Origin of the sequence: Streptomyces caelestis (genome assembly GCF_014205255.1) — a bacterium.
Classification (GTDB): Bacteria; Actinomycetota; Actinomycetes; order Streptomycetales; family Streptomycetaceae; genus Streptomyces; species Streptomyces caelestis.
Genome location: NZ_JACHNE010000001.1, coordinates 1,805,943 through 1,830,451, shown reverse-complemented (window position 1 = coordinate 1,830,451; position 24,509 = coordinate 1,805,943). Strand labels below are relative to the sequence as shown.

Annotated in this window: 22 protein-coding genes and 1 pseudogene; 15 read left to right on the top strand and 8 right to left on the bottom strand. The window is 72.2% G+C overall.

Annotated elements, in window-relative coordinates; all coding sequences use genetic code 11:
• Positions 1 to 78: 78 nt before the first annotated feature.
• A complete protein-coding gene (locus HDA41_RS08260) occupies positions 79 to 1,611 on the bottom strand; it encodes a DUF4331 domain-containing protein (RefSeq protein WP_184982107.1) in 1,533 nt (510 codons plus the stop codon).
• A 227-nt stretch (positions 1,612 to 1,838) separates the two neighbouring features.
• Here HDA41_RS08260 and HDA41_RS08255 point away from each other — a divergent pair, with 227 nt between their 5' ends.
• From HDA41_RS08255 to HDA41_RS08245, 3 genes are all read left to right on the top strand, one after another.
• Positions 1,839 to 2,381 (top strand): sigma-70 family RNA polymerase sigma factor, encoded by a 543-nt coding sequence (locus tag HDA41_RS08255; protein WP_184982105.1) that lies wholly within the window; start codon positions 1,839 to 1,841, stop codon positions 2,379 to 2,381.
• Complete coding sequence (locus HDA41_RS08250; protein WP_184982103.1) at positions 2,378 to 3,196, top strand: anti-sigma factor; 819 nt, start codon at positions 2,378 to 2,380, stop codon at positions 3,194 to 3,196. The genes HDA41_RS08255 and HDA41_RS08250 overlap by 4 nt, the downstream gene beginning before the upstream one ends.
• Before the next feature lie 126 nt (positions 3,197 to 3,322).
• A complete protein-coding gene (locus HDA41_RS08245) occupies positions 3,323 to 3,589 on the top strand; it encodes a hypothetical protein (protein ID WP_059422390.1) in 267 nt (88 codons plus the stop codon).
• Between the two features lie 182 nt (positions 3,590 to 3,771).
• Here HDA41_RS08245 and HDA41_RS08240 read toward each other — a convergent pair whose 3' ends face one another.
• Positions 3,772 to 4,554 (bottom strand): ABC transporter permease, encoded by a 783-nt coding sequence (locus HDA41_RS08240; protein WP_184982101.1) that lies wholly within the window; start codon positions 4,552 to 4,554, stop codon positions 3,772 to 3,774.
• Positions 4,551 to 5,513 (bottom strand): ATP-binding cassette domain-containing protein, encoded by a 963-nt coding sequence (locus HDA41_RS08235; protein ID WP_184982099.1) that lies wholly within the window; start codon positions 5,511 to 5,513, stop codon positions 4,551 to 4,553. Before HDA41_RS08235 ends, HDA41_RS08240 begins: the two co-directional genes overlap by 4 nt.
• 63 nt (positions 5,514 to 5,576) lie before the next feature.
• Between HDA41_RS08235 and HDA41_RS08230 the strand changes: the two genes are divergently transcribed.
• Positions 5,577 to 6,293 (top strand): TetR/AcrR family transcriptional regulator, encoded by a 717-nt coding sequence (locus HDA41_RS08230; RefSeq protein WP_184982096.1) that lies wholly within the window; start codon positions 5,577 to 5,579, stop codon positions 6,291 to 6,293.
• A gap of 11 nt (positions 6,294 to 6,304) precedes the next feature.
• On the opposite strand, the gene HDA41_RS08225 is transcribed toward HDA41_RS08230, so the two are convergent.
• The 3 genes from HDA41_RS08225 to hmgA form a co-directional block, all read right to left on the bottom strand.
• Complete coding sequence (locus HDA41_RS08225; protein ID WP_184982094.1) at positions 6,305 to 7,477, bottom strand: type ISP restriction/modification enzyme; 1,173 nt, start codon at positions 7,475 to 7,477, stop codon at positions 6,305 to 6,307.
• Between the two features lie 94 nt (positions 7,478 to 7,571).
• Positions 7,572 to 8,321 (bottom strand): GntR family transcriptional regulator, encoded by a 750-nt coding sequence (locus tag HDA41_RS08220; RefSeq protein WP_184982092.1) that lies wholly within the window; start codon positions 8,319 to 8,321, stop codon positions 7,572 to 7,574.
• Positions 8,318 to 9,724: a homogentisate 1,2-dioxygenase gene (gene hmgA / locus HDA41_RS08215; RefSeq protein ID WP_184982090.1), complete on the bottom strand. Its 1,407-nt coding sequence runs from the start codon at positions 9,722 to 9,724 to the stop codon at positions 8,318 to 8,320. Before hmgA ends, HDA41_RS08220 begins: the two co-directional genes overlap by 4 nt.
• 162 nt (positions 9,725 to 9,886) lie before the next feature.
• Here hmgA and HDA41_RS08210 point away from each other — a divergent pair, with 162 nt between their 5' ends.
• The 11 genes and pseudogenes from HDA41_RS08210 to HDA41_RS08165 all read left to right on the top strand — a co-directional run bounded on the left by HDA41_RS08210 (position 9,887) and on the right by HDA41_RS08165 (position 22,719).
• A complete protein-coding gene (locus HDA41_RS08210; RefSeq protein ID WP_184982088.1) occupies positions 9,887 to 10,498 on the top strand; it encodes a hypothetical protein in 612 nt (203 codons plus the stop codon).
• Complete coding sequence (locus tag HDA41_RS08205) at positions 10,495 to 11,112, top strand: TetR/AcrR family transcriptional regulator (RefSeq protein ID WP_184982086.1); 618 nt, start codon at positions 10,495 to 10,497, stop codon at positions 11,110 to 11,112. Before HDA41_RS08210 ends, HDA41_RS08205 begins: the two co-directional genes overlap by 4 nt.
• Before the next feature lie 92 nt (positions 11,113 to 11,204).
• Positions 11,205 to 13,511: a molybdopterin oxidoreductase family protein gene (locus HDA41_RS08200; RefSeq protein ID WP_184982084.1), complete on the top strand. Its 2,307-nt coding sequence runs from the start codon at positions 11,205 to 11,207 to the stop codon at positions 13,509 to 13,511.
• Positions 13,512 to 13,646: 135 nt separating this feature from the next.
• The gene (locus HDA41_RS08195; protein WP_184982082.1) at positions 13,647 to 15,095 is read left to right on the top strand and encodes a CitMHS family transporter; all 1,449 of its coding nucleotides are present in this window, start codon (positions 13,647 to 13,649) and stop codon (positions 15,093 to 15,095) included.
• Between the two features lie 22 nt (positions 15,096 to 15,117).
• Complete coding sequence (locus HDA41_RS08190) at positions 15,118 to 16,362, top strand: MFS transporter (RefSeq protein ID WP_184982080.1); 1,245 nt, start codon at positions 15,118 to 15,120, stop codon at positions 16,360 to 16,362.
• Positions 16,363 to 16,461: 99 nt separating this feature from the next.
• A complete protein-coding gene (locus tag HDA41_RS43065) occupies positions 16,462 to 16,686 on the top strand; it encodes a hypothetical protein (RefSeq protein WP_260423321.1) in 225 nt (74 codons plus the stop codon).
• A pseudogene (locus HDA41_RS42665) lies at positions 16,619 to 16,987 on the top strand (class F sortase); the annotation flags it as partial. The gene HDA41_RS43065 and the pseudogene HDA41_RS42665, both read left to right, overlap by 68 nt.
• Before the next feature lie 197 nt (positions 16,988 to 17,184).
• Complete coding sequence (locus HDA41_RS08180) at positions 17,185 to 18,525, top strand: ABC transporter ATP-binding protein (RefSeq protein ID WP_184982078.1); 1,341 nt, start codon at positions 17,185 to 17,187, stop codon at positions 18,523 to 18,525.
• A 137-nt stretch (positions 18,526 to 18,662) separates the two neighbouring features.
• Positions 18,663 to 20,051: an aldehyde dehydrogenase family protein gene (locus HDA41_RS08175; protein WP_184982076.1), complete on the top strand. Its 1,389-nt coding sequence runs from the start codon at positions 18,663 to 18,665 to the stop codon at positions 20,049 to 20,051.
• 21 nt (positions 20,052 to 20,072) lie between these two features.
• Complete coding sequence (locus HDA41_RS08170; RefSeq protein WP_184982075.1) at positions 20,073 to 21,155, top strand: Zn-dependent alcohol dehydrogenase; 1,083 nt, start codon at positions 20,073 to 20,075, stop codon at positions 21,153 to 21,155.
• Between the two features lie 193 nt (positions 21,156 to 21,348).
• A complete protein-coding gene (locus HDA41_RS08165; protein WP_184982073.1) occupies positions 21,349 to 22,719 on the top strand; it encodes an MFS transporter in 1,371 nt (456 codons plus the stop codon).
• On the opposite strand, the gene HDA41_RS08160 is transcribed toward HDA41_RS08165, so the two are convergent.
• Together HDA41_RS08160 and HDA41_RS08155 are read right to left on the bottom strand one after the other, a co-directional pair.
• Positions 22,708 to 23,670 carry a DMT family transporter gene (locus HDA41_RS08160; RefSeq protein ID WP_184982071.1) on the bottom strand — a complete coding sequence of 321 codons (963 nt, stop codon included), beginning with the start codon at positions 23,668 to 23,670 and terminating at the stop codon, positions 22,708 to 22,710. The genes HDA41_RS08165 and HDA41_RS08160 overlap by 12 nt on opposite strands.
• 99 nt (positions 23,671 to 23,769) lie before the next feature.
• Complete coding sequence (locus tag HDA41_RS08155) at positions 23,770 to 24,480, bottom strand: ArsR/SmtB family transcription factor (protein ID WP_184982069.1); 711 nt, start codon at positions 24,478 to 24,480, stop codon at positions 23,770 to 23,772.
• Positions 24,481 to 24,509: the final 29 nt, after the last annotated feature.

Here is a 24,509-nt window from a genome sequence, read left to right as displayed (position 1 = left end):
TGGTGAGGGAGAGGCGCGGCCCGTACCGTGGGGGACGGTGGGGAAACGGGCCGCGCCGGTCGGTGGGAACGGAGCGGGTCAGTACGCCCGGTTCCGCATGCGGCGCCACCACATGAGGGCCGCTCCGACCAGGACGATGCCGCCAGCCCCGGCTCCGGCGGACGCGGCGATCAGGCGCATGTCGTCCGAGCCCTGGGCGCCCGCCGGCTGGAGCGCGTCGCCCAGCTGGCTGCGGACGTCGTTGCCGCCGTCCACGCCCTTGGCGAGCGGGCCGCGCGAACCCTCCGTCGGCAGCGCGACGTACGGGAAGGCCTTCTCGAACTTCTTGTCGTTCTTGTCGACCGCGTCACCCAGGTCGTTCTTCGCGCCCAGCAGCTCGCCCTCGACGACCTGGAGCGAGGCGTCGATCACGTCGTCCGTCAGCCGCCGGCCGTTCGGGAAGCCCGCGTTGTCACCGTCCAGCACACCGAGCCGCTTGGGCTTCGCGGCGGGCTTGATCGAGGTGTTGAGGCGCAGCTGCTCCGACGGCGTCACGTGCGGCGGCTGGTTGAGGTCCTTGACGCCCTTGAGGAACACGTCGACCAGGTCGTTGCGCGGCTCGGCGGGAGCCGGGATCTTGTAGATCGCCTCGATGAGCTTGGGCAACTCCGGGTTGGTGACGTTCTCCAGGAACTGGGCGTCGTCCCGCGGCGCGGACGCGTTGAACTTGTCCTTGTCCTTCAGCGGGTTGACGACCTCGTTGACCAGCGGGTTGCCGAGGCGGGAGACCTGCGCGAAGTAGCCCTGGGCGTTCTTGCGCTGCGTCGTCGACCAGATGCCGACGACCGGCTGGTCGTGCGACTGGGTGATGAAGCTGTTGGGGACCTGGAGGGCGATCGTGTTGACGTTGTAGCCCTTGAGCGTGTCGTTGCCGACCTCGGAGAGGTTCCCGCCGTACAGCAGGTCGAAGACCCTGAGGTCCAGGAAGAACGGGTCGTCGGCCTGTCCGGCGAAGGTCTGGGCGCCCCCGGCGAGCTTGTGGATCGCCTGCTTGCGCAGGGTGTTGTAGTCCGGCATCGACGCCTTGCCGACGTTCGACGGCGCCACCGGGACGTCGTCGGCGACCTTGGTCTTCGACACGGCCTTCAGATCGCGCAGCTTGACCAGTTCGAGGTCGTACGTCTGCGTGATGTTGAGGTCGGGGTCGTCGAGGCTCTCGACCGGACCCGTGTTGTGCAGGAACGTCTTGTCGTTCTTCGTGTGGGTCTTGAACGTGTACCGGAACAGCAGGTCTTCCTTCGCGTCACCGTTGCTGTCGATGCGCAGGTCGTACTGGGCGTCCTCGGCGAACGTGAAGAAGTTCGGCCCGCCGGCGGGTTCCTCGAACGGGATCCAGTTCGCGACGATGGTCGTCGTGTCCGGCTTGTCCGGGCTGACGAACGCGTACACGTCCGTGTTGTCGTACTGCGGGGTCCCCGAGATCAGCGGGGCCTCCCGGTGACTGGAGGCGGAGGCCGCCTCAGGTTCCAGCGCGGTCACACCGGCGGCTGCGAGCCCGCCGGCGGCCAGCGCACTACAGATCGCGGTCGCGATGCTCCTGCGTCCCGCACCGGTCCTGGAGAAAGGTGTCATGCCGTCCGTCCTCAGTGCCAACTTGCCTGACACACGCCATTCGGAGCGGTCGGCGAAGCGGATTGGTCGAATCTCAAACGTTCTTACGGCGCGTCGGGAAAGTTGTCTCATCGCCGGGCGACCCGCGTTTTCGGCGCGCTGATCCGTAACCCCATCCGGAGGTGCGTGCGTTGCGAATGCCTCGTGTGAGGGGACAGGCCCGATGCGGCCTGGGAGAGGGGGACCGAGTGGAGGCGGACGAGCTGCTGCTGCTCGTGGCGCGTGGCGATCAGAAGGCCTTCGAGGATCTGTACGGGCTGGTGTCCGGCCCGGTGTTCGGGCTCGTGAGGCGCGTGGTGCGCGATCCCGCCCAGTCGGAGGAGGTGGCCCAGGAGGTGCTGCTCGAACTGTGGCGCTCGGCAGCGAAGTTCGACCCGGGCCGGGGCAGCTCGATGTCGTGGATCCTCACCCTCGCCCACCGCCGTGCCGTCGACCGGGTGCGCAGCGCCCGCGCGGCCGGCGAGCGTGAGCAGCGGGAGGCCTGGCGCGCCCACCACCCGGCCTTCGACCAGGTCACCGAGGAGGTCGAGGCGGGACTCGAGCGCGAGTGGGTGCGCGTCTGCCTGGACCGCCTCACCGACCTCCAGCGCCAGTCCGTCACCCTCGCCTACTACGAGGGCTACACCTACCGTGAGGTGGCCGAGCGGCTGTCCCTGCCGCTGGGCACCGTCAAGACACGGATGCGCGACGGGCTGACCCGGATGCGCGAATGCCTGGGAGGCGTGGCATGAGTCTCTTCCGCCGCGAGGACCCGCACTCGCTCGCCGCGCCCTACGCGCTCGACGCCCTTGAACCACCGGAGCGGGTCCGTTTCGAGAAACACCTGAGGGACTGCGGCCGCTGCGCCGCCGAGGTGCGCGCCCTGTCCGAGGACGCTGTCCGGCTCGCCTGGTCCACCGCCGCCCCGGCCCCCGCCGCTCTGCGCGACCGGGTCATGGCCGCCGTACGGACGACTCCGCAGGACCCGGCGCCGCAGGACACGGCCCGCGAGCCGGCACGCGTGCGTACTCCGCAGCTGCCGCCGCACGTGTGGGGCACCCAGCCGCCGCCGCGGCAGCGGGAGCGGCGCCGGATCCCGCTGTACGTGCCCTTCGCCACGGCCACCGCCGCCGCGGCCCTCGTCGTCGCCTCGCTGTTCGCGGTGCAGGCGAACCGGACCCAGGAACAGCTGACCGCCGAACGGGACCGGTCACGTGAGATCGCCCACGTTCTCGCGGCTCCGGACGCCCGTGCGAGCAGCGGGCGGGACGGGCGGGGCCGAACCATCGGAGTGATCGCTTCCGCCACGGAGGGGAGCGCGGTGGTCACCCTCGGGGGATACGGTGCCCCGCCAGGCGGCCGAGTGCACCAGTTGTGGCTCATGCGCCCGGGCGCGCAACCACGCTCCCTGGGCCTCTTCGAGGGCGACACGCCCCTGGTCGCGACGGATCTCGGCACCTCCGCGACGTCACTGGCCGTAACCGTCGAGCCGGCCGGGGGATCGCCGCAGCCCACCACCCAGCCGATCGTCCAACTCGCCCTGAAATCTGTCGGATTCGGAGAGTAATCGGGGATACATCGTCAATCCCCTTATGGGGAAGGTGAATCCTGTGACCGCGATACACGAGTGCCCGGACGGGGCGATAGGGTTAACCTGCCCGGGCCGGGTGGACTCGTACGGGTGGGGAGTGACATGGAACAGATAACAGTGCGCAGCAGGGCGAGGGTCCCTGCGATCACCTGCGGGAGCAGCGCGACCAGTTCGCGCCTCGACCGCCACCTCTCGGTGCTGGGTGGCCCTGCCGTCCCGCAGCGCGAGACGGTCGAGGCGACCTCGCTGATGCGTGAACTGACCGCGCGTCAACCGCAGGACCGCAGTGGCAGGGGAGCGCGCGTGCGCCGCGTCTCGCTCTTCGCACCACTGCGCCGGCTGCGCCGCTCGCTGTTCGGCGGCAGGTAGAGGCCCGCGCTCGGGCGGTCACACCGCCCCTGGCACAACGCTGCGCACTCGTCGTCCGTCATCCCCACGGCACGCAGCAGCGCCAGGTGTGTACCCGAGCGCGGCCCGCCCCCAGCCGGTGTCACATCCCCGCCCGGCAGTGACCGGGGGCGTCGCCCGGCTCCCGTGTCCCGGCCGCCCCTTCACCGCTCCCCGTGCGCGTACTGACGCACGGCCAGCGGCACGAACACCCCGAGCAGCACGGCGCACCACAGCAGCGACCCCGCGACGGGATGGGCCACCGGCCAGGCCGCCCCGTCGGGCACGGGGGCATTGCCGAAGAGATCCCGCAGAGCCGTGGCCACCGCGCTGATCGGATTCCACTCGGCGACCGTCCGCAGCCACCCCGGCAGCCCGCTCGTCGGGATGTACGCGCTGGACAGCAGCGGCAACAGGAACGTCGCCCCGCCCAGCTGACCGGCCGCCTCCTCGTTCCGGGTGAGCAGGCCGAGGTAGATCCCGGCCCAGGTGCAGGCGAAGCGGAACAGCATCAGCAGCCCGACGGCCCCCACCGCCGCCGGCGGGCCACCCTCGATCCGCCAGCCCACCGCGAGTCCCACCAGCAGGAACGGCACCGTCCCGACGGCCGTGACCACCACGTCCGCGGCGGCCTGCCCCAGCGGTACGGCCGCCCGGCTCATCGGCAGCGTACGGAAGCGGTTCGCCACACCCCGATGCGTGTCCCCGGCCGCCTGGAACATGCCGGTCATGATCCCGCCCGAGGCGGTCGCCACCAGCAGACCCGGCACGAGGAACGACCGGTACGCCTCGCCCGGCATCGCCAGGGCGCTGCCGAAGACGTAGCCGAAGAACAGCAGCATGCTGATGGGCATCGTCTGGGTGAGGATCAGCAGCCCGGGGTTGTTCCGCATCCGCAGCAGCTGGCGGCCCAGCATCGCGGTCCCGTCGTACGCCAGCATGCTCATGCGGCACGCTCCTTCTCGTCGGTCGTAGGCGTGGTGTCCGTGAGGCGCAGGAAGACGTCGTCGAGGGTCGGGGGCCGCAGGCTCACGTCGAGCAGCGGCACGCCCGCCGAGTCCAGCGTGCGAACGAGCAGGGGGAGGGTGAGCGTCGGGTCCCTGGTGACCGCGCCGACGGCGTTCCGCTCGTGGTCGAACGACGGCTGCGCGCCGGTGATCCGGTCGAGGACGGCCGCCGCCTTCGTGAGCGCGTCCGGGTCCGTCACGACGACCTCGGCGTGCGCCCCGACGAGCCCCTTGAGCTGCGCCGGCGACCCGGTGTGCGCGACCCGGCCGCGGTCCACCAGGGCGATGTCGTCGGCGAGTTGGTCGGCCTCCGCCAGGTACTGGGTGGTGAGGAGTACGGTCGTGCCCTCGGCGGTCAGGTCGCGCACCGCGTCCCAGATGAGGTTGCGGCTGGCCGGGTCGAGGCCGGTCGTCGGTTCGTCCAGGAACAGCACCTCGGGGCGGCGGATCAGGCTCGCCGCCAGGTCCAGCCGGCGCCGCATGCCGCCGGAGTAGGTGGAGGCGGGCCGGTCGGCGGCCTCGGTCAGCCCGAAGCGGGCGAGGAGTTCCGTCGTCCGCCCGGCAGGGCCGCGCACTCGGTGCAGCCGGCCGAACAGCAGCAGGTTCTGACGGCCGGTGAGGTCCCCGTCGATCGACGTGTCCTGACCGGTGACGCTGATCCGGCTCCGTACGGTGGCGGCCTCCCGGACGAGGTCGTGCCCGGCGACCCGCGCGGAGCCCGCGTCCGGCCGCAGCAGCGTGGTCAGCAGCCGTATGGCCGTGGTCTTGCCCGCCCCGTTCGGCCCGAGGATCCCGCACACCGTCCCCTCGGCCACCGCGAGATCCAGCCCGCGCAGGGCACGGACCTCCCCGAACCGCTTCTCCAGACCCTCACTAAGTACAGCGTACGTAGAAGTCATGGCAGGACCATAGCGCACTACGTACGGTGTACGTAACTAGGATGGAGGTCGAGGTGATGATCGATGGCGGGCCGAGCGGCCGTACCCGAAGTGATCTGGGCGCGCCCCGAGCGCACCGGCCGTGGGCCGAAACCGGCGTTCACCCGCGCCGACATCGCGGCGGCGACGGTGCGGATCGCCGACGCGGGGGGGCTGGACGCGGTGTCCATGCGGCATGTCGCGGCGGAACTGGGCTGCGGCACGATGTCGCTGTACAACTACGTCCCCCGTAAGGAGGACCTGTACGAGCTGATGGTGGACGCCGTCGGTGCCGAGCACGAGTTGTTCGAGCCCACGGGCGACTGGCGCGCCGACATGCTCCGCAACGCGGAGCAGACCCGGGCCATCATGTACCGGCACACATGGGTGCCGCGCCTGATGGCGGGGGCGTTCGGCTTCAGCCCCAACACCCTGCGCTACCTGGAGCACTGCCTGGCCTGCCTCGAACCGCTCGACGTTCCGGCCGGCATGAAGACGGAGCTGATCGCGCTGCTCAACGGGGTCGTGACGACGTACACCGCGAACGACATCGCGACCGTCGAGCGCACCCGCTCCATGCCGTGGTCCGTGGAGGAGGAGAACGCGGTCCGGATGGCCTATCTGGGCAGCCAGGTGGCCACCGGGGCGTATCCGCGACTGGCCGCGGCCTTCATGGAGCAGAGCGGGCCGGTCGATCTGGAGGCGGTGTTCAGACGGGCCCTCGAACGCGTACTGGACGCCTACGACCCCGAACTCCGTTAGGTCCTGTGGCTCTAGAGCAGCGCGAGCTGTCCCTCCGGCCCCTCCTCGGGGCCGTCCAGCACCGAGGCCGGGCGGCGGGCCGGCGCCGGCACCGGGAGGACGCCGGCCTCGCGCAGCTCGGTCGTGGTGACCGGGTCGGGGACCGTCGGTTCGTCCAGCGGGCGGAGGCCGGCCAGCAGGGCCAGGACCGTGATCAGTTCCAGCAGTTCCGACGTCCAGCTCTGGGGCCATGTGCCGGGGCGGATCGCCGCGAGTGTGCCCGGCTCTGCCTCGGTGACGCGCGCCGTGAACCACTGCTCCAGGACGCGCACCCCGCCCGCCTCGAAGTCCCAGGCCTCCGGCGGCACGGGGGAGATGCGGCCCTCGTCCAGCAGGAGAGCCTCCTCGTCCCTGTCGTAACGCAGGGTCAGGGGGCGGGAGGGCAGCGGGGCGCGGACGTAGGGGCGGCGGCCGCCGGGGAGCTTGGGGCGTTCGCCGTCGCGGCGCATCAGCCACAGCAGCCGGTGGCCCAGCTCCAGGCCTCGCGCCCAGGCGTCGGCGTCCCCGGTGAGCGGGACGGAGAGGTCCGGGCGGGCCGTCGCCGTGATCCAGGCCAGCACGTCCAGGGGCGTGGGGGAGCTGCCCAGGCGGGTGCCCAGGTGCTCCAGCAGGCCGGGGGCCAGGTTGGGCTCCCGCCCGCCCGGTCGCCGGAACAGCGGGCGGATCCGGCCGGGGCGGAGCAGCGGGAGCAGTGAGGTGACGAGCAGGCCGGGGACTCCGCGGGCACCTCCTGGGGCCTCGGGGGTCTCCAGCGCGAAGACCTGCCGTTCGTCCGCCACCCGCCACAGCTCCGGGCGGGCCGCGTCGATCAGCCGCTGGTCGGGGATCAGCCACTGCTCGTCGAAGGGGGCGTACAGCACGCGCACGGGCTCCGGGCACGGCCCCGAGGCCCTCGCCAGCTTCTGAGTGCCGCTGCCGGCCTGACCGGGCAACTGGCCGACCGCCGTGTGCGGCGTGCGCGAGCGGGTCGGCTGGAACAGGGCCTCGCGGTCGGGTCCCTCGGCCTTCATCAGGGCGTCCCAGCGGGCCTTGAGGGATGCCGCGTCGGGGCCCGCCGGCCACCCCCGGCCGAGCCGCGGCGGTGCGACGGACCACGGCATGAGGTCCGCCAGCAGCGGAGCGTCGTCGTGCGTCACGCAGGGCATCGTACGACGTGTCGAGCGCCCCGAAGGGGCGCGGGGAACTGCGCGACCAGCCCCACCGGCCCGTGGGTGTGCCACCTCGCCTGCCGCGCAGCGCCTACGTCGCGTCGAGGGTCACCGTGAAGGAGAAGCGGTCCCCCCGGTACTGGATGACGGCCACGTCCAGAGGCCGCCCGCCGGCGTCGTACGTGACGCCCGTGTAGCGCAGGATCGGGCTGAGCAGCGGCACTTGGAGGAGTTTCGCGGTCTCCGGATCGGCCAGGCGGGCCTCCACCGTGTCCGTGATGCGGCTTATGTCCGCCCCGACGACGTCCCGCAGCACCTTGGTCATGGGCCACCGGACCAGGTCGTCCAGGTCCATGCGGGCGGCCAGTTCGGGGCGCACGTAGTTACGGGCGTGGTTGGTCGGCTCACCGGTCTTCTCGTCGCTGCGCAGCCGGTGGTACGTCGCCACCTCCGCCAGATCCGGGAAGAACTCGGCGAGTTCGGGCGGCACGGGGGCGGTGCCGTGGTCCAGCAGCTCGGTCGTCATGCCGGACTGCTGGGCCACGATCGCGTCCACCGAGCCGAGCAGACGGACCGGCGAACCCCGGCGCGCGTGCGGCTCGATGAACGTGCCGCGCCGGCGGTGGCGCGAGATGAGCCCCTCGTCCTCCAGCTCCTTCAGCGCCTGCCGCATGGTCAGCACGCTCACGCCGTAGTGCCCGGCCAGCTGCTCCTCGGTGGGCAGGCGCAGCGGGTCCTGGGGCGAGCGGCCGAGGATCGAGGCGCGCAGCGACTGCGACACCTGGTACCAGAGCGGCAGCTTGCGGTTCAGGACGATCGAGTCCGGGGCGAAGGAGGTCACGGGCCATCCGTACCGGTCGGGGCTGTTCGGTGCAAGGGACGGAAGTGCCGCTCCAGTCCCTGCCAGGCGTCGTCGTAGCGCTGCTGGAGGTGCTCGGCGCGGGCCGCTTGCGGGGTGAGGGTGATCGGCCAGCGCGTCTCGAACATGAACGCCAGGCCGTCGTCGATCTTCTGCGGCCGCAGCTCGGCGGTGCTCGCCCGGTCGAAGGTCTCCCGGTCCGGGCCGTGGGCCGACATCATGTTGTGCAGCGAGCCGCCACCCGGCACGAAGCCCTCCGCTTTCGCGTCGTAGGCGCCCTCGATCAGGCCCATGTACTCGGTCATCACGTTCCGGTGGAAGTACGGCGGCCGGAATGTGTCCTCGCCCACCAGCCAGCGCGGGGCGAACACCACGAAGTCGGCCCCGGCCAGCCCCGGGGTGTCCGACGGGGACGTCAGCACCGTGAAGATCGACGGGTCCGGGTGGTCGTACGTGATGGTGCCGAGCACATTGAAACGGCGAAGGTCGTAGACGTACGGCACATGGTTGCCGTGCCAGGCGACGACGTCGAGCGGGGAGTGGTCGTAGGTGGCCGTCCACAGGTTGCCGCAGAACTTGTTCACCACCTCCACCGGGCCCTCGACGTCCTCGTACGCGGCGACCGGGGCGCGGAAGTCCCGCGGGTTGGCGAGGCCGTTCGCGCCGATCGGGCCCAGGTCGGGGAGGCGGAAGGGCGCGCCGTAGTTCTCGCACACATAGCCGCGGGCGGTCGGGCTCCGCTCGCCGTCGGACGCGGTATCGAGCAGCTCCACACGGAAGCGGACCCCACGCGGGACGAGCGCCACATGGCCCGGCTCCACATGGAGCAGACCGAACTCCGTGCGCAGGAGCAGGCCGCCGCGCTCCGGGAGGATGAGCAGCTCGCCGTCGGCGTCACTGAACACCCGCTCCATCGAGGCGTTGGCGGTGTAGAGGTGGACGGCGATGCCGGTGCGCTGGGTGGCGTCGCCGTTGCCGCCCAGGGTCCACAGGCCCGCCAGGAAGTCGGTCTCCGGCGCCGGGTCGGGGAGCGGGTTCCAGCGCAGGCGGTTGGGGTCGGGCACGGTCTGGGTGAAGGGGGCGGTGCGGATCGAGCCGTTGTGCGTGCGGGTGAACGCCGGGTGGGCGGCCGAGGGGCGGATCCGGTACAGCCACGAGCGGCGGTTGTGGGCCCGGGGCTCGGTGAAGGCCGTACCGCTGAGCTGTTCCGCGTACAGCCCGAGCGGTGCCCGCTGGGGCGAGTTGCGGCCCTCCGGCAGCGCGCCCGGGACGGCCTCGGAGCTGTGCTCGTTGCCGAAGCCGGAGAGATAGGTCAGCCCTTCGGCGGTCTTCCGCGCTCCCCCACGCTCGAACCCGCTCGCGCGGGAGGTACCCCCATCGCCCATGATCGCTGCTCCCTTGTATCCGATTCCTATACAGCACCGTAGGATTGCGTTTTCCCCGGCGCAAGAGGGACACGAGCCCTGCGGGACCTCCTTCCGGCGGATGACCGGAACCCGACTCCAGGACGATCCGCGGTACCGGACGCGTGTTCTACGCTCGCCGGCATGTCGTGTACACGGAGGCCTCTGGCCGTGCTCGCGGTCTGTGTCCTCCTCGTGGCCGGATCCGCGGGCTGCGGCTCCAGTGCCGAGCGGGAGCGGGGCGGCGGGGCGTCGCCCACGCCGGTGGGCAGGCTGCTGGAGGACCGGGACGACGAGGGGCGGCCCTACCGGGAGGTGGGGCAGGAGGACGCGCCCGGCGTCGGCATCGAGGTGCAGCCCGGCGCGGCCGACGGCTGGGACGTACGCCTGACCTTGCGGAACTTCCGTTTCTCGCCGGCCGGCGCCCCGGCCGGGGCGGTGGCCGGACACGGTCTCGCGTACGTCTACGTGGACGGCCGCCTCGTCGCCCGGCTCCGCACCCCCGGGTGCCGCCTCCCCGCTCGGCTCGTACCGCGCGGCACGCACCAGGTGACGGCCCGCCTCTACGCCGACGACGGCACCGTATGGGTGGTGGACGGCGAACCCGTGGAGAGCACGGCCGACATCACCGCGTCGGAGCCGGGCCCGGGCACGACGCCGAGCGCCAACGCCCGGCGGAAGGCGCGGGTCCGTGCAACGCCCCGGTCACCTGCCGGGGGGCGAGGTTCACCGGACCGCGCCGGAAAGGCATCATGAAGCCCGTGCCCCATGCGACATCGCTCCGTCGTGCGCCCGTGCAGCGGCGCAGCGCCGAACGCCTGACCAGGATCCTCGACGCCTGCGCCGACCTCCTCGACGAGGTCGGCTACGACGCGCTGAGCACCCGTGCCGTAGCCCAGCGGGCCGGAGTCCCCATCGGCTCGGTCTACCGCTTCTTCGGCAACAAGCGCCAGATGGTCGACGCGCTGGCCCAGCGCAACCTGGAGCGCTTCTCGGAGCGGGTCACCCAGCGCCTGCGGGAGACGGGCGACGGGGGCTGGCGCGAGGCCATGGACGCCGTGCTCGACGAGTACCTGGAGATGAAGCGCACCGCGCCCGGCTTCTCCCTCGTCGACTTCGGCAACCAGATCCCGGTCGGCGCCCGCCAGGCCGAACCGAACCACCGCGTCGCCGACCGCCTCACCGAACTCCTCTCCGGCTATCTCGACCGTGCGCCCGACGAGGAGCTGCGCCGGGTGTTCCTCATCGCGGTCGAGACCGCCGACACCCTCGTGCACCTGGCGTTCCGCGTCGCGCCGGACGGGGACCAGAAGATCATCGAGGAGACGCGGGAGATGCTGCGGGCGTATCTGGCCCGGGTGCTCGACTGACCTCACGCCGGTCAGGGCCTCCCCGCCGTGCATACCGGTCGGTATGCTCGGGCCGTCCGTGCGTCACCGTAGCCGCCGCCCCTGGAGGACCCGTGTCCCGCACCGCCCTGCGTATCTGTCCCCTGTGCGAGGCCACCTGCGGCCTGACCCTCACCATCGAGGGGACGCGCGTCACCCACGCGCGAGGTGACCGTGACGACGTCTTCAGCAAGGGGTTCGTCTGCCCCAAGGGCGCCTCCTTCGGGGCCGCCGACGCCGACCCCGACCGGTTGCGCACGCCGCTCGTGCGCCGGGACGGCGAGCTGCGCGAGGCCACCTGGGAGGAGGCCTTCGACGCGGTCGCCGCCGGCATCCGGCCCGTCGTCGAGCGGTACGGCCCGAACTCCGTCGGCGTCGTCCTCGGCAACCCCAACGTGCACACCATGGCCGGCGCCCTCTACCCGCCGGTGCTGCTCGCCGGGCTCGGCACGCGCAGCGTCTTCACCGCCTCCACGGTCGACCAGATGCCCAAGCACGTCTCCAGCGGACTGCTCTACGGCGACGCGAACGCCATCCCCGTGCCCGACCTGGACCACACCGACCATCTGCTCCTGATCGGCGCCAACCCGCTGGAGTCCAACGGCAGCCTGTGCACGGCCCCCGACTTCCCCGGCAAGCTCAAGGCCCTCAAGGCCCGTGGCGGCACGCTCGTCGTGATCGACCCGCGGCGCACCCGCACCGCGAAGCTCGCCGACCGGCACATCGCCGTGCGGCCCGGCACCGACGCGCTGCTGCTGGCCGCGATGGCCCAGGTGCTCTTCGGCGAGGGCCTCGCCGAACCGACCCCGCACGTCCAGGGCGTCGAGGAAGTGGCCGACGCCCTGCGCGAGTTCACCCCCGAAGCCGTCGCCGCCGCCTGCGATGTCGAGGCCGACGTCATCCGCACCCTCGCCCGCGAACTCGCCGCCGCCCCCACCGCCGCCGTCTACGGCCGCATCGGCAGCTGCACCGTCCCGCACGGCACCCTGGCCAGCTGGCTCGTCGACGTCCTGAACATCCTCACCGGCAACCTCGACCGGCCCGGCGGGGCGCTCTTCCCGCAGGCCGCCACCGACAAGACCCCGCGCCCCGCCGGACCCGGCCGCGGCTTCGCGCTCGGGCGCTGGCACTCCCGCGTGAGCCGGCACCCGGAGGCCAAGGGCGAGCTGCCCCTGTCCGCCCTCGCGGAGGAGATCGACACCGCCACCGAGGAGGGCGAGCCGGTCCGCGCGCTCATCGCCGTCGCCGCCAACCCCGTGCTCTCCGCGCCCGACGGGGACCGGCTCGACAAGGCCCTCGACTCGCTCGACTTCATGGTCAGCGTCGACCCGTACCTCAACGAGACCGCACGCCACGCCGACGTCGTCCTGCCTCCGCCCCCGCCCTCCCAGAGCCCGCACCACGACTTCGCCCTCAACACCCTCGCCGTGCGCAACCAGGTCCGCTACACCCGTCCCGCGATCCCGCTGGAGCCGGGCCGGATGGCCGAGACGGAGATCCTGGCGCGGCTGATCCTCGCCGTGACCGATTGGGGTCTCCCCTGCTCGAGCGAAGCCGAGAGCTTGGGGAAGCACGGGGCGGATCCGGCCGCCGTCGACCAGATGGTCATCGACCAGACCCTGGGCAAGGCCGTCAAGGAGCCGCACTCGCCCGTGCACGGCCGTGACCCCCGTGAGCTCGCCGCCCGGCTCACCGGCGACACCGGCCCCGAGCGGCGGCTGGACATGATGCTGCGCCTCGGCCCCTACGGCGACGGCTTCGGCGTACGACCCGACGGGCTGACCCTGGAGAGGCTGCTCGCCCACCCGCACGGCATCGACCTCGGCCCGCTGCGGCCCCGGCTGCCGCAGCCGCTGAAGACCAGGAGCGGCAAGGTCGAGCTGCTGCCGCGGCCGATCGCGAACGACCTGCCCCGCCTGAAGCGCGCGATGGAGGAGCGCCCCGACGGACTCGTGCTGGTCGGCCGCCGTCACCTCCGCTCGAACAACAGCTGGATGCACAACGTGCCCGCCCTCACCGGCGGCTCCAACCGCTGCACCCTGCACATCCACCCCGAGGACGCCGAACGGCTGGGCGTGCGCGACGGGGCGCCGGTGCGCGTGAAGGGCGCCGGGGGAGAGGTGACCGCACCGGCCGAGGTCACGGACGAGGTGCGCCGGGGTGTGGTGAGCCTGCCGCACGGCTGGGGCCACGACCGCCCCGGCACCCGTCTCAGCCACGCCGCGACGGACCCCGGCGTCAACGTCAACCAGCTCCTCGACGGCCGTCTGCTCGACCCGCTGTCGGGTAACGCGGTCCTCAACGCAGTGCCCGTCGAGGTGGCCCCCGAGACGGCCCCCGGATGCGCATCCGTGACCGAAAAGCTCATGCCTCTGACCTGAGCAAAGCTGTGACCAGCAGTTTTGCGCTTATTGCTCGCGCGTCAACGTCTTGTTAACACTGCTTGAACGCACCTAACGTCTCGGACACCGCCGGCCCTGGTGGGATGTTCAAGGGCGAACGTTAGGTATCCACTCATGCTGACCATCCTCGGCTTCACCATGATCGCGACCTTCTTGGTCCTGATCATGATGAAGAAGATGTCGCCGATCGCGGCGCTCGTGCTGATTCCCGCGCTGTTCTGCGTGTTCGTCGGCAAGGGCGCCAAGCTCGGCGACTACGTCCTCGACGGCGTGACCGACCTCGCCCCCACTGCGGCGATGCTCATGTTCGCGATCGTCTACTTCGGTGTGATGATCGATGTCGGTCTCTTCGATCCGATCGTCCGAGGCATCCTCAAATTCTGCAAAGCCGACCCGATGCGGATCGTCGTCGGCACCGCGGTGCTCGCCTCGATCGTGTCGCTGGACGGCGACGGCTCGACCACCTTCATGATCACCGTCTCGGCGATGTACCCGCTGTACAAGCGCCTGAAGATGAGCCTGGTCGTGATGACCGGTGTCGCCGCCATGGCCAACGGCGTGATGAACACCCTCCCCTGGGGCGGCCCCACCGCCCGCGCCGCGACCGCGCTCAAGCTCGACGCCAGCGACATCTTCGTCCCGATGATCCCGGCGCTCCTGGTGGGCCTGCTGTTCGTCTTCGTCCTCTCCTACGTCCTCGGCGTGCGGGAGCGCCGGCGGCTGGGCGTGCTGACGCTGGACGAGGTGCTGGTGGAGGAGAAGGTCGAGGAGAAGGAGACCGAGACGGTCCTCGTGGGAGCCGGCGGCTCCGGCGACGGCAAGGTCGACATGCGCAAGAGCCTGACGGGCAACGGCGGCGCCGCCGGCGGTGCGGGCTCCGGGGCGGACGCCCCCGAGGACGACGCCCACGACGAGGACGGCTTCCAGGGCCTCGACCCCCACCGCGCCACGCTGCGCCCCAAGCTGTACTGGTTCAACGCGCTGCTCACGGTCGGGCTGCTCACCGCCATGATCATGGAACTGCTGCCGATCCCGGTGCTGTTCCTGCTCGGCGCCGCGCTCGTGCTCACCGTGAACTTCCCGCACATCCCGGACCAGAAGGCCCGCATCGCCGCCCACGCCGAGAACGTCCTGAACGTCTCCGGCATGGTCTTCGCCGCCGCCGTCTTCACCGGCGTCCTGCAGGGCACCGGCATGGTCGACCACATGGCCAAGTGGATGGTGGACGTCATCCCCGGCAGCATGGGCCCGCACATGGCCCTCGTCACCGGCATCCTCAGCCTCCCGCTCACCTACTTCATGTCGAACGACGGCTTCTACTTCGGTGTCCTCCCCGTCCTCGCGGAGGCGGGCGCCGCGCACGGTGTCTCCCCGCTGGAGATGGCCCGCGCCTCCCTCGTCGGCCAGCCGCTGCACATGTCGAGCCCTCTGGTCCCGGCCGTGTACGTCCTGGTCGGCATGGCCAAGGTCGAGTTCGGCGACCACACGAAGTTCGTCGTGAAGTGGGCCGCCCTCACCTGTCTCGTCATCCTCGGGGCGGGCATGCTCTTCGGCATCATCTGACCACCGCATGGAGGACGTCATCGTGAGGCCCGGTGGGAACCGCGGCTGGCTGCTCCGCCTCGTCATCGCCTTCAGCTTCGCGCAGGGGGCGGTGTCGATGGCCCGGCCCGCCGTCTCCTACCGGGCCCTCGCGCTGGGCGCGGACGAGCGGGCGATCGGTGTGATCGCGGGCGTCTACGCCCTGCTGCCGCTGTTCGCGGCGGTCCCCCTGGGCCGTCGCACCGACCACGGCCGCTGCGCGCCCCTGCTGCCCATCGGCGTGGGCCTCATATCCGGCGGCTGCGCACTCAGCGGCGTCGCCGACTCCCTGTGGGCGATGGCCCTGTGGAGCGGCGTGATGGGCCTCGGCCACCTCTGCTTCGTCATCGGCTCCCAGTCCCTCGTGGCCCGCCAGTCCGCCCCGCACGAACAGGACCGGAACTTCGGGCACTTCACCATCGGTGCCGCGCTCGGCCAGCTGGTCGGCCCCATCGCCGCGGGCGCGGTGATCGGCGGCGACGACATGAAGGGCACCAGCGCGCTCGCCCTGATCGTGGCGGGCGGGGTCGGGGCGGTCGCGTTCACCTCGCTGTGGCGCATCGAGCACCGTCGCACGGCGGCGACCTCCCGCGCGGAGAAGGGCGACCGTGTCCCGGTCGGGCGCATCCTGCGCACCCGGGGCGTGCCGGCCGGCATCCTCATCAGCCTCGCCGTGCTGTCCGCGACCGACATCCTCACCGCCTACCTCCCGGTGGTCGGCGAACACCGGGGCATCGCGCCGTCCGTGATCGGCCTGCTGCTCAGCCTGCGGGCGGCGGCCACCATCGCGTGCCGCCTGGTGCTGACACCTCTGCTGCGGCTGCTCGGCCGGACCCTGCTGCTCACGGTGACCTGTCTGCTGGCGGCCGTGCTGTGCGCGGGCATCGCCCTGCCGGTGCCGGTGTGGGCACTCGGCCTGCTACTGGTGCTGCTCGGCTTCTGCCTCGGCGTCGGACAGCCGCTGTCCATGACGACGGTCGTCCAGGCCGCGCCCGACGAGGCCCGTTCCACGGCCCTGGCCCTGCGCCTGACCGGCAACCGGCTCGGCCAGGTGGCAGCGCCCGCGGCGGCCGGGCTGATCGCCGGGGTCGCGGGCGTGGCGGCGCCGTTCGTGATGCTCGGGGCGCTGTTGCTGCTGTCCTCGGGGGTTGCGGTGCGGTCGCGGGGGGAGCCGGGCGGGGCGGTGGAGGAAGGGGCGGGGGACGCCCGCCGACCGAGGGTGCGGCTGCGCCGGAAGAGCGATATGTGACGCGTCGCAGGGCGCAGGTGCGTCCATTTCAACGGTCGTGTGGCAGAGAGTCAGATGCGGGGTGTTTGGGTGAAAATCATCTGACGTGGGGGCATGTTCATGCCCGTCGTACCTCCCGCGCGCCGTGCCGGCACCCGCACCGCCGTCCACGCCGCCCTCACCCTCGCAGGGACCACCCTGAGCGGCGTGCCCGCCGTCGCCGCTCCCATCCCGGGGGACGACGGAGACGTCAAGATCCAGGTCGCGGGCACACCGCCTCACCGCACCCCCGGAGGACGACCCGAAGCTCGTCGGCTGGTACCAGCAGGGCGCCTCGCCGGGTGAGCGGGGCACCGCCGTGGCCGTCGGGCATCTCGACACCGACAGCGGTCCCGCCGTCTTCGCGGGGCTGACCGAGCTGAGACCGGGCCGTATCGTCAAGGCCCGCCGCGCCGACGGTCGGATCGCCGTATACACCGTCGACAAGATCAAGTCGTACGAGAAGGCGCACTTTCCCAGCCAGGAGGTGTACGGCGCCCGGGGCCGCCCCGAGCTGCGCCTGATCACCTGCGGCGGCAGCTACGACCGCAGGATGGGCTACTCCGGGAACGTCGTGGTCTTCGCCCACCTCACCGGCATCCGCTGACCCCGGGCGGCCCTGGGTCATGGCCGAATCAGGCCGTCCGCCTTCTCACCAGCTGGACCAGAACCCCCGATCGCGCCCCGTGTCTTCCCCAGGCCGCACACATTCCGTTAACTTCCGTGACCCACAGCCCCGTACGACCCGCACGGGGCTTCCGACCGCGGAGCACCAGCGCCCTGACGACCCCTCGGGGGCACCTCATGACACGCGCCATCTCCCTGCACGACGTGAGCAAGGCCTACACGCGAGGCGCCCGCGTGGTGGACCGGCTGTCGCTGGACATCACGCCGGGCGAGTTCCTCGTGCTGCTCGGCCCGTCCGGATGCGGCAAGTCGACCGTGCTCCGGATGATCGCCGGTCTGGAGGAGATCGACGAGGGCGAGCTGCTGCTCGACGGCGAGTACGCCAACGACCTGCCGCCGTCCGGGCGGGACATGGCGATGGTCTTCCAGAACTTCGCCCTCTACCCGAACATGACCAGCCGCGCCAACATCGGTTTCCCGCTGCGTATCGAGGCCCCGGGCACGGACCCCGGGCCGCGCGTGGACGCCACCGCCCGGATGCTGGGCATCGAGGACCTCCTCGACCGCCTGCCCGCCCAGCTCTCCGGCGGTGAACGCCAGCGGGTCGCCATGGGCCGGGCCATCGCCCGCCATCCTTCCGCCTTCCTGATGGACGAGCCGCTGTCCAACCTCGACGCCAAGCTCCGCACCCACCTGCGGGCCGAGATCTCCCAGCTCACCCGCGAACTGGGCGTCACCACCGTCTACGTCACCCACGACCAGTCCGAGGCCATGTCGCTCGGCGACCGGGTCGCCGTGCTGCGCGGCGGCGTGCTCCAGCAGGTCGACAGCCCGCGGGTCGTCTACGCGCTGCCCAGCAACGTGTTCGTCGCCGCCTTCATCGGCACCCCGCGCATCAACCTCCTGCGCGGTTTGGTGCGCGCCCCGCTGGACGGCGCGATGACCATCAGCCTGGGCAAGCAGTTCCTGCGCCTGCCCGAGCCGCTCTCCCTGGACCACCAGTTGCTCCGTGTCCAGCAGGGCCGCGAGGTCATCGTCGGCCTGCGCTCGGAAGCCGTCCGGATCGCCAAACACTCCGCGGCCCGCCCCGGCGAGGTGCCGATCACCGGACTGGTCGAGCACGTGGAGTTCCAGGGCCACGAGATCCTCGTCCACTTCAACACCGGCTCCACCCCCGCCGTCGTCCCCTACCTGGAGGCCCCACGCCCCCGCCCCGGCCGACCCGTCCGGCGGCGCCGCCGCGAGGGCTCGGTCCTCACGCGGCTGCGGGAGCGGACCGGAGCCGGCCGGGCGGGAGCTGTCGTGGCCCTGGACCACCCAGGGGACGCGGATCCCGGCCCCGCGGCGGCAGAACCCCGCCTGCCCGGCGACCTCATCGTGCGCGCCACACCGGACCTGGCCCTCCGTCACGGCATGCAGGTGCCGCTGCTCGTCGACCTCGCCCACCTCTTCGTCTTCGACCAGCACGGCGACCGCATCTGCCCGCACCCGGCGCGCCTGCCCGATCTGGAGGAGTGAGGAGCCGCACACCCGGGCGGGGCCCGCTCCGTGCTGTGATGACCGGGAACACGGGATCACCGGGACGTCTGGCGCCGGAAAACTATCGTCGCTAGTTTATGTGCCGGACGACGACGCCCCGCCCAGGAGGAAGCGCGATGAAGGCATACGACGGCATGTACATCGGGGGCGCCTGGCGCCCCGCCGCCGGCCAGGACGTGATCGAGGTCGTGAACCCGGTCGACGAGCAGGTCATCGGCACGGTCCCGGCCGGCACCGCGCAGGACGTCGACACCGCCGTACGGGCCGCGCGCGCCGCCCTGCCGGAGTGGGCCGCGACCCCGCCCGCCGAGCGCGCGGCGCGCCTGGCCGCCCTGCGGGACGTGCTCGTGGCCCGCGCGGACGAGATCGCCGAAACGGTGACGGCCGAACTCGGCTCGCCCCTGAAGTTCTCGCAGGCCGTCCACGCGGCCGTGCCGATCGCCGTCGCGGGCTCCTACGCCGAGCTGGCGGCCACGTACGCCTTCGAGGAGAAGACCGGCAACTCGGTCGTGCACCACGAGCCGGTCGGTGTGGTGGCCGCGATCACGCCCTGGAACTACCCGCTGCACCAGATCGTCGCCAAGGTCGCCCCGGCCCTCGCGGCGGGCTGCACGATCGTGGTGAAGCCCGCCGAGGACACCCCGCTGGTCGCCCGCCTGTTCGCGGACGCCGTGCACGAGGCCGGCATCCCGGCGGGCGTCTTCAATCTGGTCACCGGCCTCGGTCCGGTCGCAGGCCAGGCTCTCGCCGAGCACCCCGGTGTCGACCTGGTCTCCTTCACCGGCTCCACCGTCGTCGGCCGGCACATCGCCGCGATCGCCGCCGGGCAGGTCAAGAAGGTCGCCCTCGAACTCGGCGGCAAGTCCGCCAACGTCATCCTCCCGACCGCCGACCTCGCCAAGGCGGTCAACGTCGGCGTCGCCAACGTCATGTCCAACTCCGGGCAGACGTGCAGCGCCTGGACGCGGATGCTGGTCCACCGCGACCAGTACGACGAGGCGGTCGGGCTCGCCGCCGGCGCCGCCGCCAAGTACGGCGAGCGCATCGGCCCCGTCGTCAACGCCAAGCAGCAGGCCCGGGTGCGCGGCTACATCGAGAAGGGCGTCGCGGAAGGCGCCCGCCTGGTCGCCGGCGGCCCCGAAGCCCCGCGCGAGAAGGGCTACTTCGTCAGCCCGACCGTCTTCGCCGACGTCACCCCGGACATGACCATCGCACAGGAGGAGATCTTCGGCCCCGTCCTGTCGATCCTCCGCTACGACGACGAGGAGGACGCCCTGCGGATCGCCAACGGCACGGTCTACGGGCTGGCCGGCGCCGTCTGGGCCGGGGACGAGGCCGAGGCGGTGGCCTTCGCCCGCCGGATGGAGACCGGCCAGGTCGACATCAACGGCGGCCGCTTCAACCCCCTCGCCCCCTTCGGCGGCTACAAGCAGTCGGGCGTGGGCCGCGAACTCGGCGTGCACGGCCTGGCCGAGTACCTGCAGACCAAGTCCCTCCAGTTCTAGCCCAGGGGAGTCCCTTCCGTCATGGCTGTCCGCGCCGCCGTCCTGCCCGCCGTCGGCTCCCCGTTGGAGATCACCGGCATCGACCTGCCCGAGCCCGGACCCGGCCAGGTCCGCGTCCGGCTCGCCGCCGCCGGGGTCTGCCACTCCGACCTGTCCCTGTCCAACGGCACCATGCGCGTCCCGGTCCCGGCCGTCCTCGGCCACGAGGGCGCCGGCACGGTCGTCGCCGTCGGCGAGGGCGTCGGGCACGTCGCGCCCGGCGACGGGGTCGTCCTCAACTGGGCCCCGTCCTGCGGCGCCTGCCACGCCTGCTCGCTCGGCGAGGTCTGGCTGTGCGCCAACGCCCTGGGCGGCGCCGCCGACGTCTACGCCCGCACCACCGAGGGCACCGACCTCCACCCCGGCCTGAACGTCGCCGCGTTCGCCGAGGAGACCGTGGTGTCCGCGGCGTGCGTCCTGCCCGTCCCGGACGGCATCCCGCTCACCGACGCGGCCCTCCTGGGCTGCGCCGTCCTCACCGGCTACGGCGCCGTCCACCACTCGGCCCAGGTGCGTCCCGGCGAGACGGTCGCGGTGTTCGGCGTCGGGGGAGTGGGCCTCGCCACCCTCCAGGCCGCCCGGATCGCGGGCGCCTCGAAGATCGTCGCGGTGGACGTGTCCCCGGAGAAGGAGGAACTGGCCCGGACGGCCGGCGCCACCGACTACCTCGTCGCCTCCGACACCACCGCCCGCGAGATCCGCGCCCTCACCGGCAAGCAGGGCGTCGACGTGGCCGTCGAGTGCGCCGGCCGCGCGGTCTCCATCCGCACGGCCTGGGACTCCACCCGCCGCGGCGGCCGCACCACGGTCGTCGGCATCGGCGGCAAGGACCAGCAGGTCACCTTCAACGCCCTGGAGATCTTCCACTGGGGCCGCACCCTGACCGGCTGCGTCTACGGCAACTCCGACCCGGCCGTCGACCTTCCGGTCCTGGCCGAGCACGTCCGCGCGGGCCGCCTCGTCCTGAGCACCCTGGTGACGGAACGCATCTCCCTCGACGGCATCCCGGCGGCTTTCGAGAACATGCTGGCGGGCAAGGGCGGCCGGGCACTGGTCGTCTTCTAGCCCGTATCCCCCCGGTACCCCGGCCTCCGTGCGAGGCCGGGGCCCGAGGCGTGCCCGTACGCATGATCAGTGGTGCTTACAGACAAAACTCCTGGTGCACGACCCGTTGACGTGCATACCGTCCGGTCAGTACGTTCCCCGGAACCCGAGCCACCCCCCGTTCCGTCCCCGCACCCACCGGAGCGTGCACCACATGGACACGGCCCCTTCCGCTCAGCCGCCCGCCTCCACCGCGCCCGCCGTGGGCAACCGTCGCCGCGTAGCCACCGCCGCGGCCCTCGCCTCGGCCGTCGAGTGGTACGACTACTTCGTCTTCGGCATCGCCGCCGCCCTCGTCCTCGGCGACCTCTACTTCCCCGCCGGCAGCCCCACCGCCGGTGTCATGGCCTCCTTCGCCACGTTCGCCGTCGGCTTCCTCGCCCGCCCCCTCGGCGGCATCGTCGCCGGCCACCTCGGCGACAAGCGCGGCCGCAAGCCGATGCTGGTCCTCGCGCTCACGCTGATGGGCGTGGCCACCACCGGCATCGGCCTGCTGCCGACGTACGACACGATCGGCGTCGCCGCCCCGATCCTGCTCGTCCTGCTCCGCATCGCACAGGGCGTCGCCGTCGGCGCCCAGTGGGGCGGCGCGATGCTCCTGGCCACCGAGTACGCCCCGGAGGGCAAGCGCGGCGTCTACGGCAGCGTCGTCCAGCTCGGCGTCCCCATCGGCGTGGTGACCGCCAACACGGTCTTCCTGGCCGCCGGCGCCCTCACCACCGACTCGGCGTTCGCCGCCTGGGGCTGGCGCGTGCCGTTCCTGGTCGGCCTGCTCGTGCTCGGCCTCGCCTGGTACATCCACACCCGCGTCGAGGAGACCCCGGCGTTCAAGGAGGCCGAACGCGCCCTCGCGGAGCAGGAGAAGACCGAGCAGAGCTCGCCGCTGCGCACGATCCTGCGCGGCCACCTCGGCACGGTGCTCCTGGCCGGCGGCTCCTTCGCCGTGAACACCGCGACCTTCTACATCCTGATCACCGGCGTCCTCGACTACACGACCCGCGAGCTGGACATGGAGAAGGGCCCGGTGCTCATGGTCTCGCTCTGCGTCAGCCTCACCCAGCTCGTGCTGATCCCGGCCGCCGCCGCGCTCTCCGACCGCATCGGCCGCATCCGGATCTACGCCTTCGGGGCGGCCGGCATCGCGCTGTGGGCCGTACCGCTCTTCCTGCTGATCGACACCGGCTCACTGCTGTGGCTAGCCGTCGGCACGTTCGTCGCCAGCTGCTTCCTGAGCATCATGTACGGCCCCCAGGCGGCCTTGTTCGCCGAGCTGTTCACGCCCGAGATGCGCTACACCGGCGCCTCCCTCGGCTACCAGATCGCGGCCGTCGCCGGCGGCGGCCTCGCACCCTTCGTGATGGTGCTGCTGCTGGAGGCCACGGGCACCTCGATGGCGGTGTCCGGCTACATCATCGCGCTCTCGGTGATCGCGCTGATCTCGATCAAGGTCCTCGCGGACCGGGCGCGTGCGGCGGAACCGGAGGCCGCACCCGAGGCCAGGGCGGAAGCCGAGTCAGCGGGCTGAGTCCGCAGTCCGCTCGGGCCGGGGTTCCGCAACCGCTCCCGGATCCCCGGCCCGAGCCGCCGCCCGCGACCGGGACACCGCGACACCCGCCAGGCACAGCGCACCGCCGACCAGGGTGAGCAGCCCCGGCACCTCGCCGAGGAACAGCCAGGACATCAGGACGACCAGCGCGGGCGCCGCGTACGTCGTCGCGCCCATCCGGCTCGCGGTCGTCCGGGACAGGGCGTACGCCCACGTCGTGAAGGCGAGGGCGGTCGGGAAGACGCCCAGGTACACCATGTTGAGCGTCGCGGAGGCCGGCGCTTCTGCGGCCTCCTGGACGAGCTGCCCGGCGAACGGCAGGCAGACCACCGCGCCGACCAGGCAGCCGAAGGTCGTCACCTGCAACGGACTCGCCGCGCCCAGCGCCGGCTTCTGCGCGACGACACCAGCGGCGTACGTGACCGCCGCCAGCAGGCACAGCGCCACCCCGAGCACCGAGGAACCGCCCTCGCCGGACATCGAGAGCCCCACGGTCACCGCACCGGCGAACGACACCGCCATCCCCGCCAGCAGCCGCGGCGGCATCGGATCACCGAGCAACCGCGCACCGAGCAGCGCGATGAGGATCGGCCCGGTGTTCACGACCAGGGCGGCCGTACCCGCGTCGACCTGCTGCTCGCCCCAGTTGAGGGCGACCATGTAGACGCCGAACCACAGCAGGCCCGATATGGCGATCCCGCGCCAGGCCGAGCGCGGCGGCCACCCCTCCCGCCGCAACAGGCAGATCACCCCCAGCGTCAGCGCCCCGGCCAGCAGCCGCCCGAGCGCCAGCGCCCCCGGCGAGTACGCCTCCCCCGCGCTGCGGATCGAGACGAAGGCGGACGCCCACAGCACGACGGTCACCGTGGCCGCCGCGGCGGCCAGCAGTTCCGCGCGGCGGGCGGGAGGGGAAGGGGGGTTGTTCATCATGATCCCGAGGCTAGGTGGGGAAAGGGAACGGACGCTCGCGAATTTCGGACGGGGCTTCATGGCCCGTCAAGGGGTGGGCTTGTCGGGTGAGACTCGGGGTCAGCGCAACGCCGCGGCCTCCACACCCAGCAGATCGAACAGGGCCCGTTCACCGGCCGCCGTCACCTTCACGGCCCGCTCGGAGCCGATCCGCACGCACCACCCCGTCTCCAGGGCGTGCCGGCACAGGGCCGCGCCCGCGACGCCCGCGAGATGAGGCCGGCGTTCGGTCCAGTCGAGACAGGCGCGGGCCAGGGGGCGCCGGCCGCGCCGGTCGAGGCCGATACAGGCCGACTCGAACCACGCCAGCCCGGCGTCGGTGAGCGCGAACCCGGTCTCCTGGTGCAGCAGCCCGCGCGCCGTCAGCGCGTCCGTGACCGCGATGCCGAGCCGCCCGGCGAGATGGTCGTAGCAGGTGCGGCCCCGGGCCATCGCCGAACCGGCGCTCGACTCCCGCAGGTTCCGCGGCCGTACGGCCGTACCCGGCGCGACCTGCGCCGCCAGGTCCTCCACCCACTGCGCGACCCGTGCGTCGGCCAGCCGGACGTACCGGTGCCGGCCCTGCCGCTCCTCGGCGAGCAGCCCGCCCGCGACGAGCCTGCCGAGGTGCTCGCTCAGCGTCGACGCGGCGACACCCGCGTGCCGCGCCAGCTCGCTCGCGGTCCAGGCCCGCCCGTCGAGCAGCGCCAGCAGACACGCGGCCCGCGTCTCGTCCGCGAACAGCGCCGCGAGCCGTGCCAGGGCCGTGGCCTGCGGGTCTCTCGTCGTCATGGCCCCAGCATGGAACACGAACCCTTCGG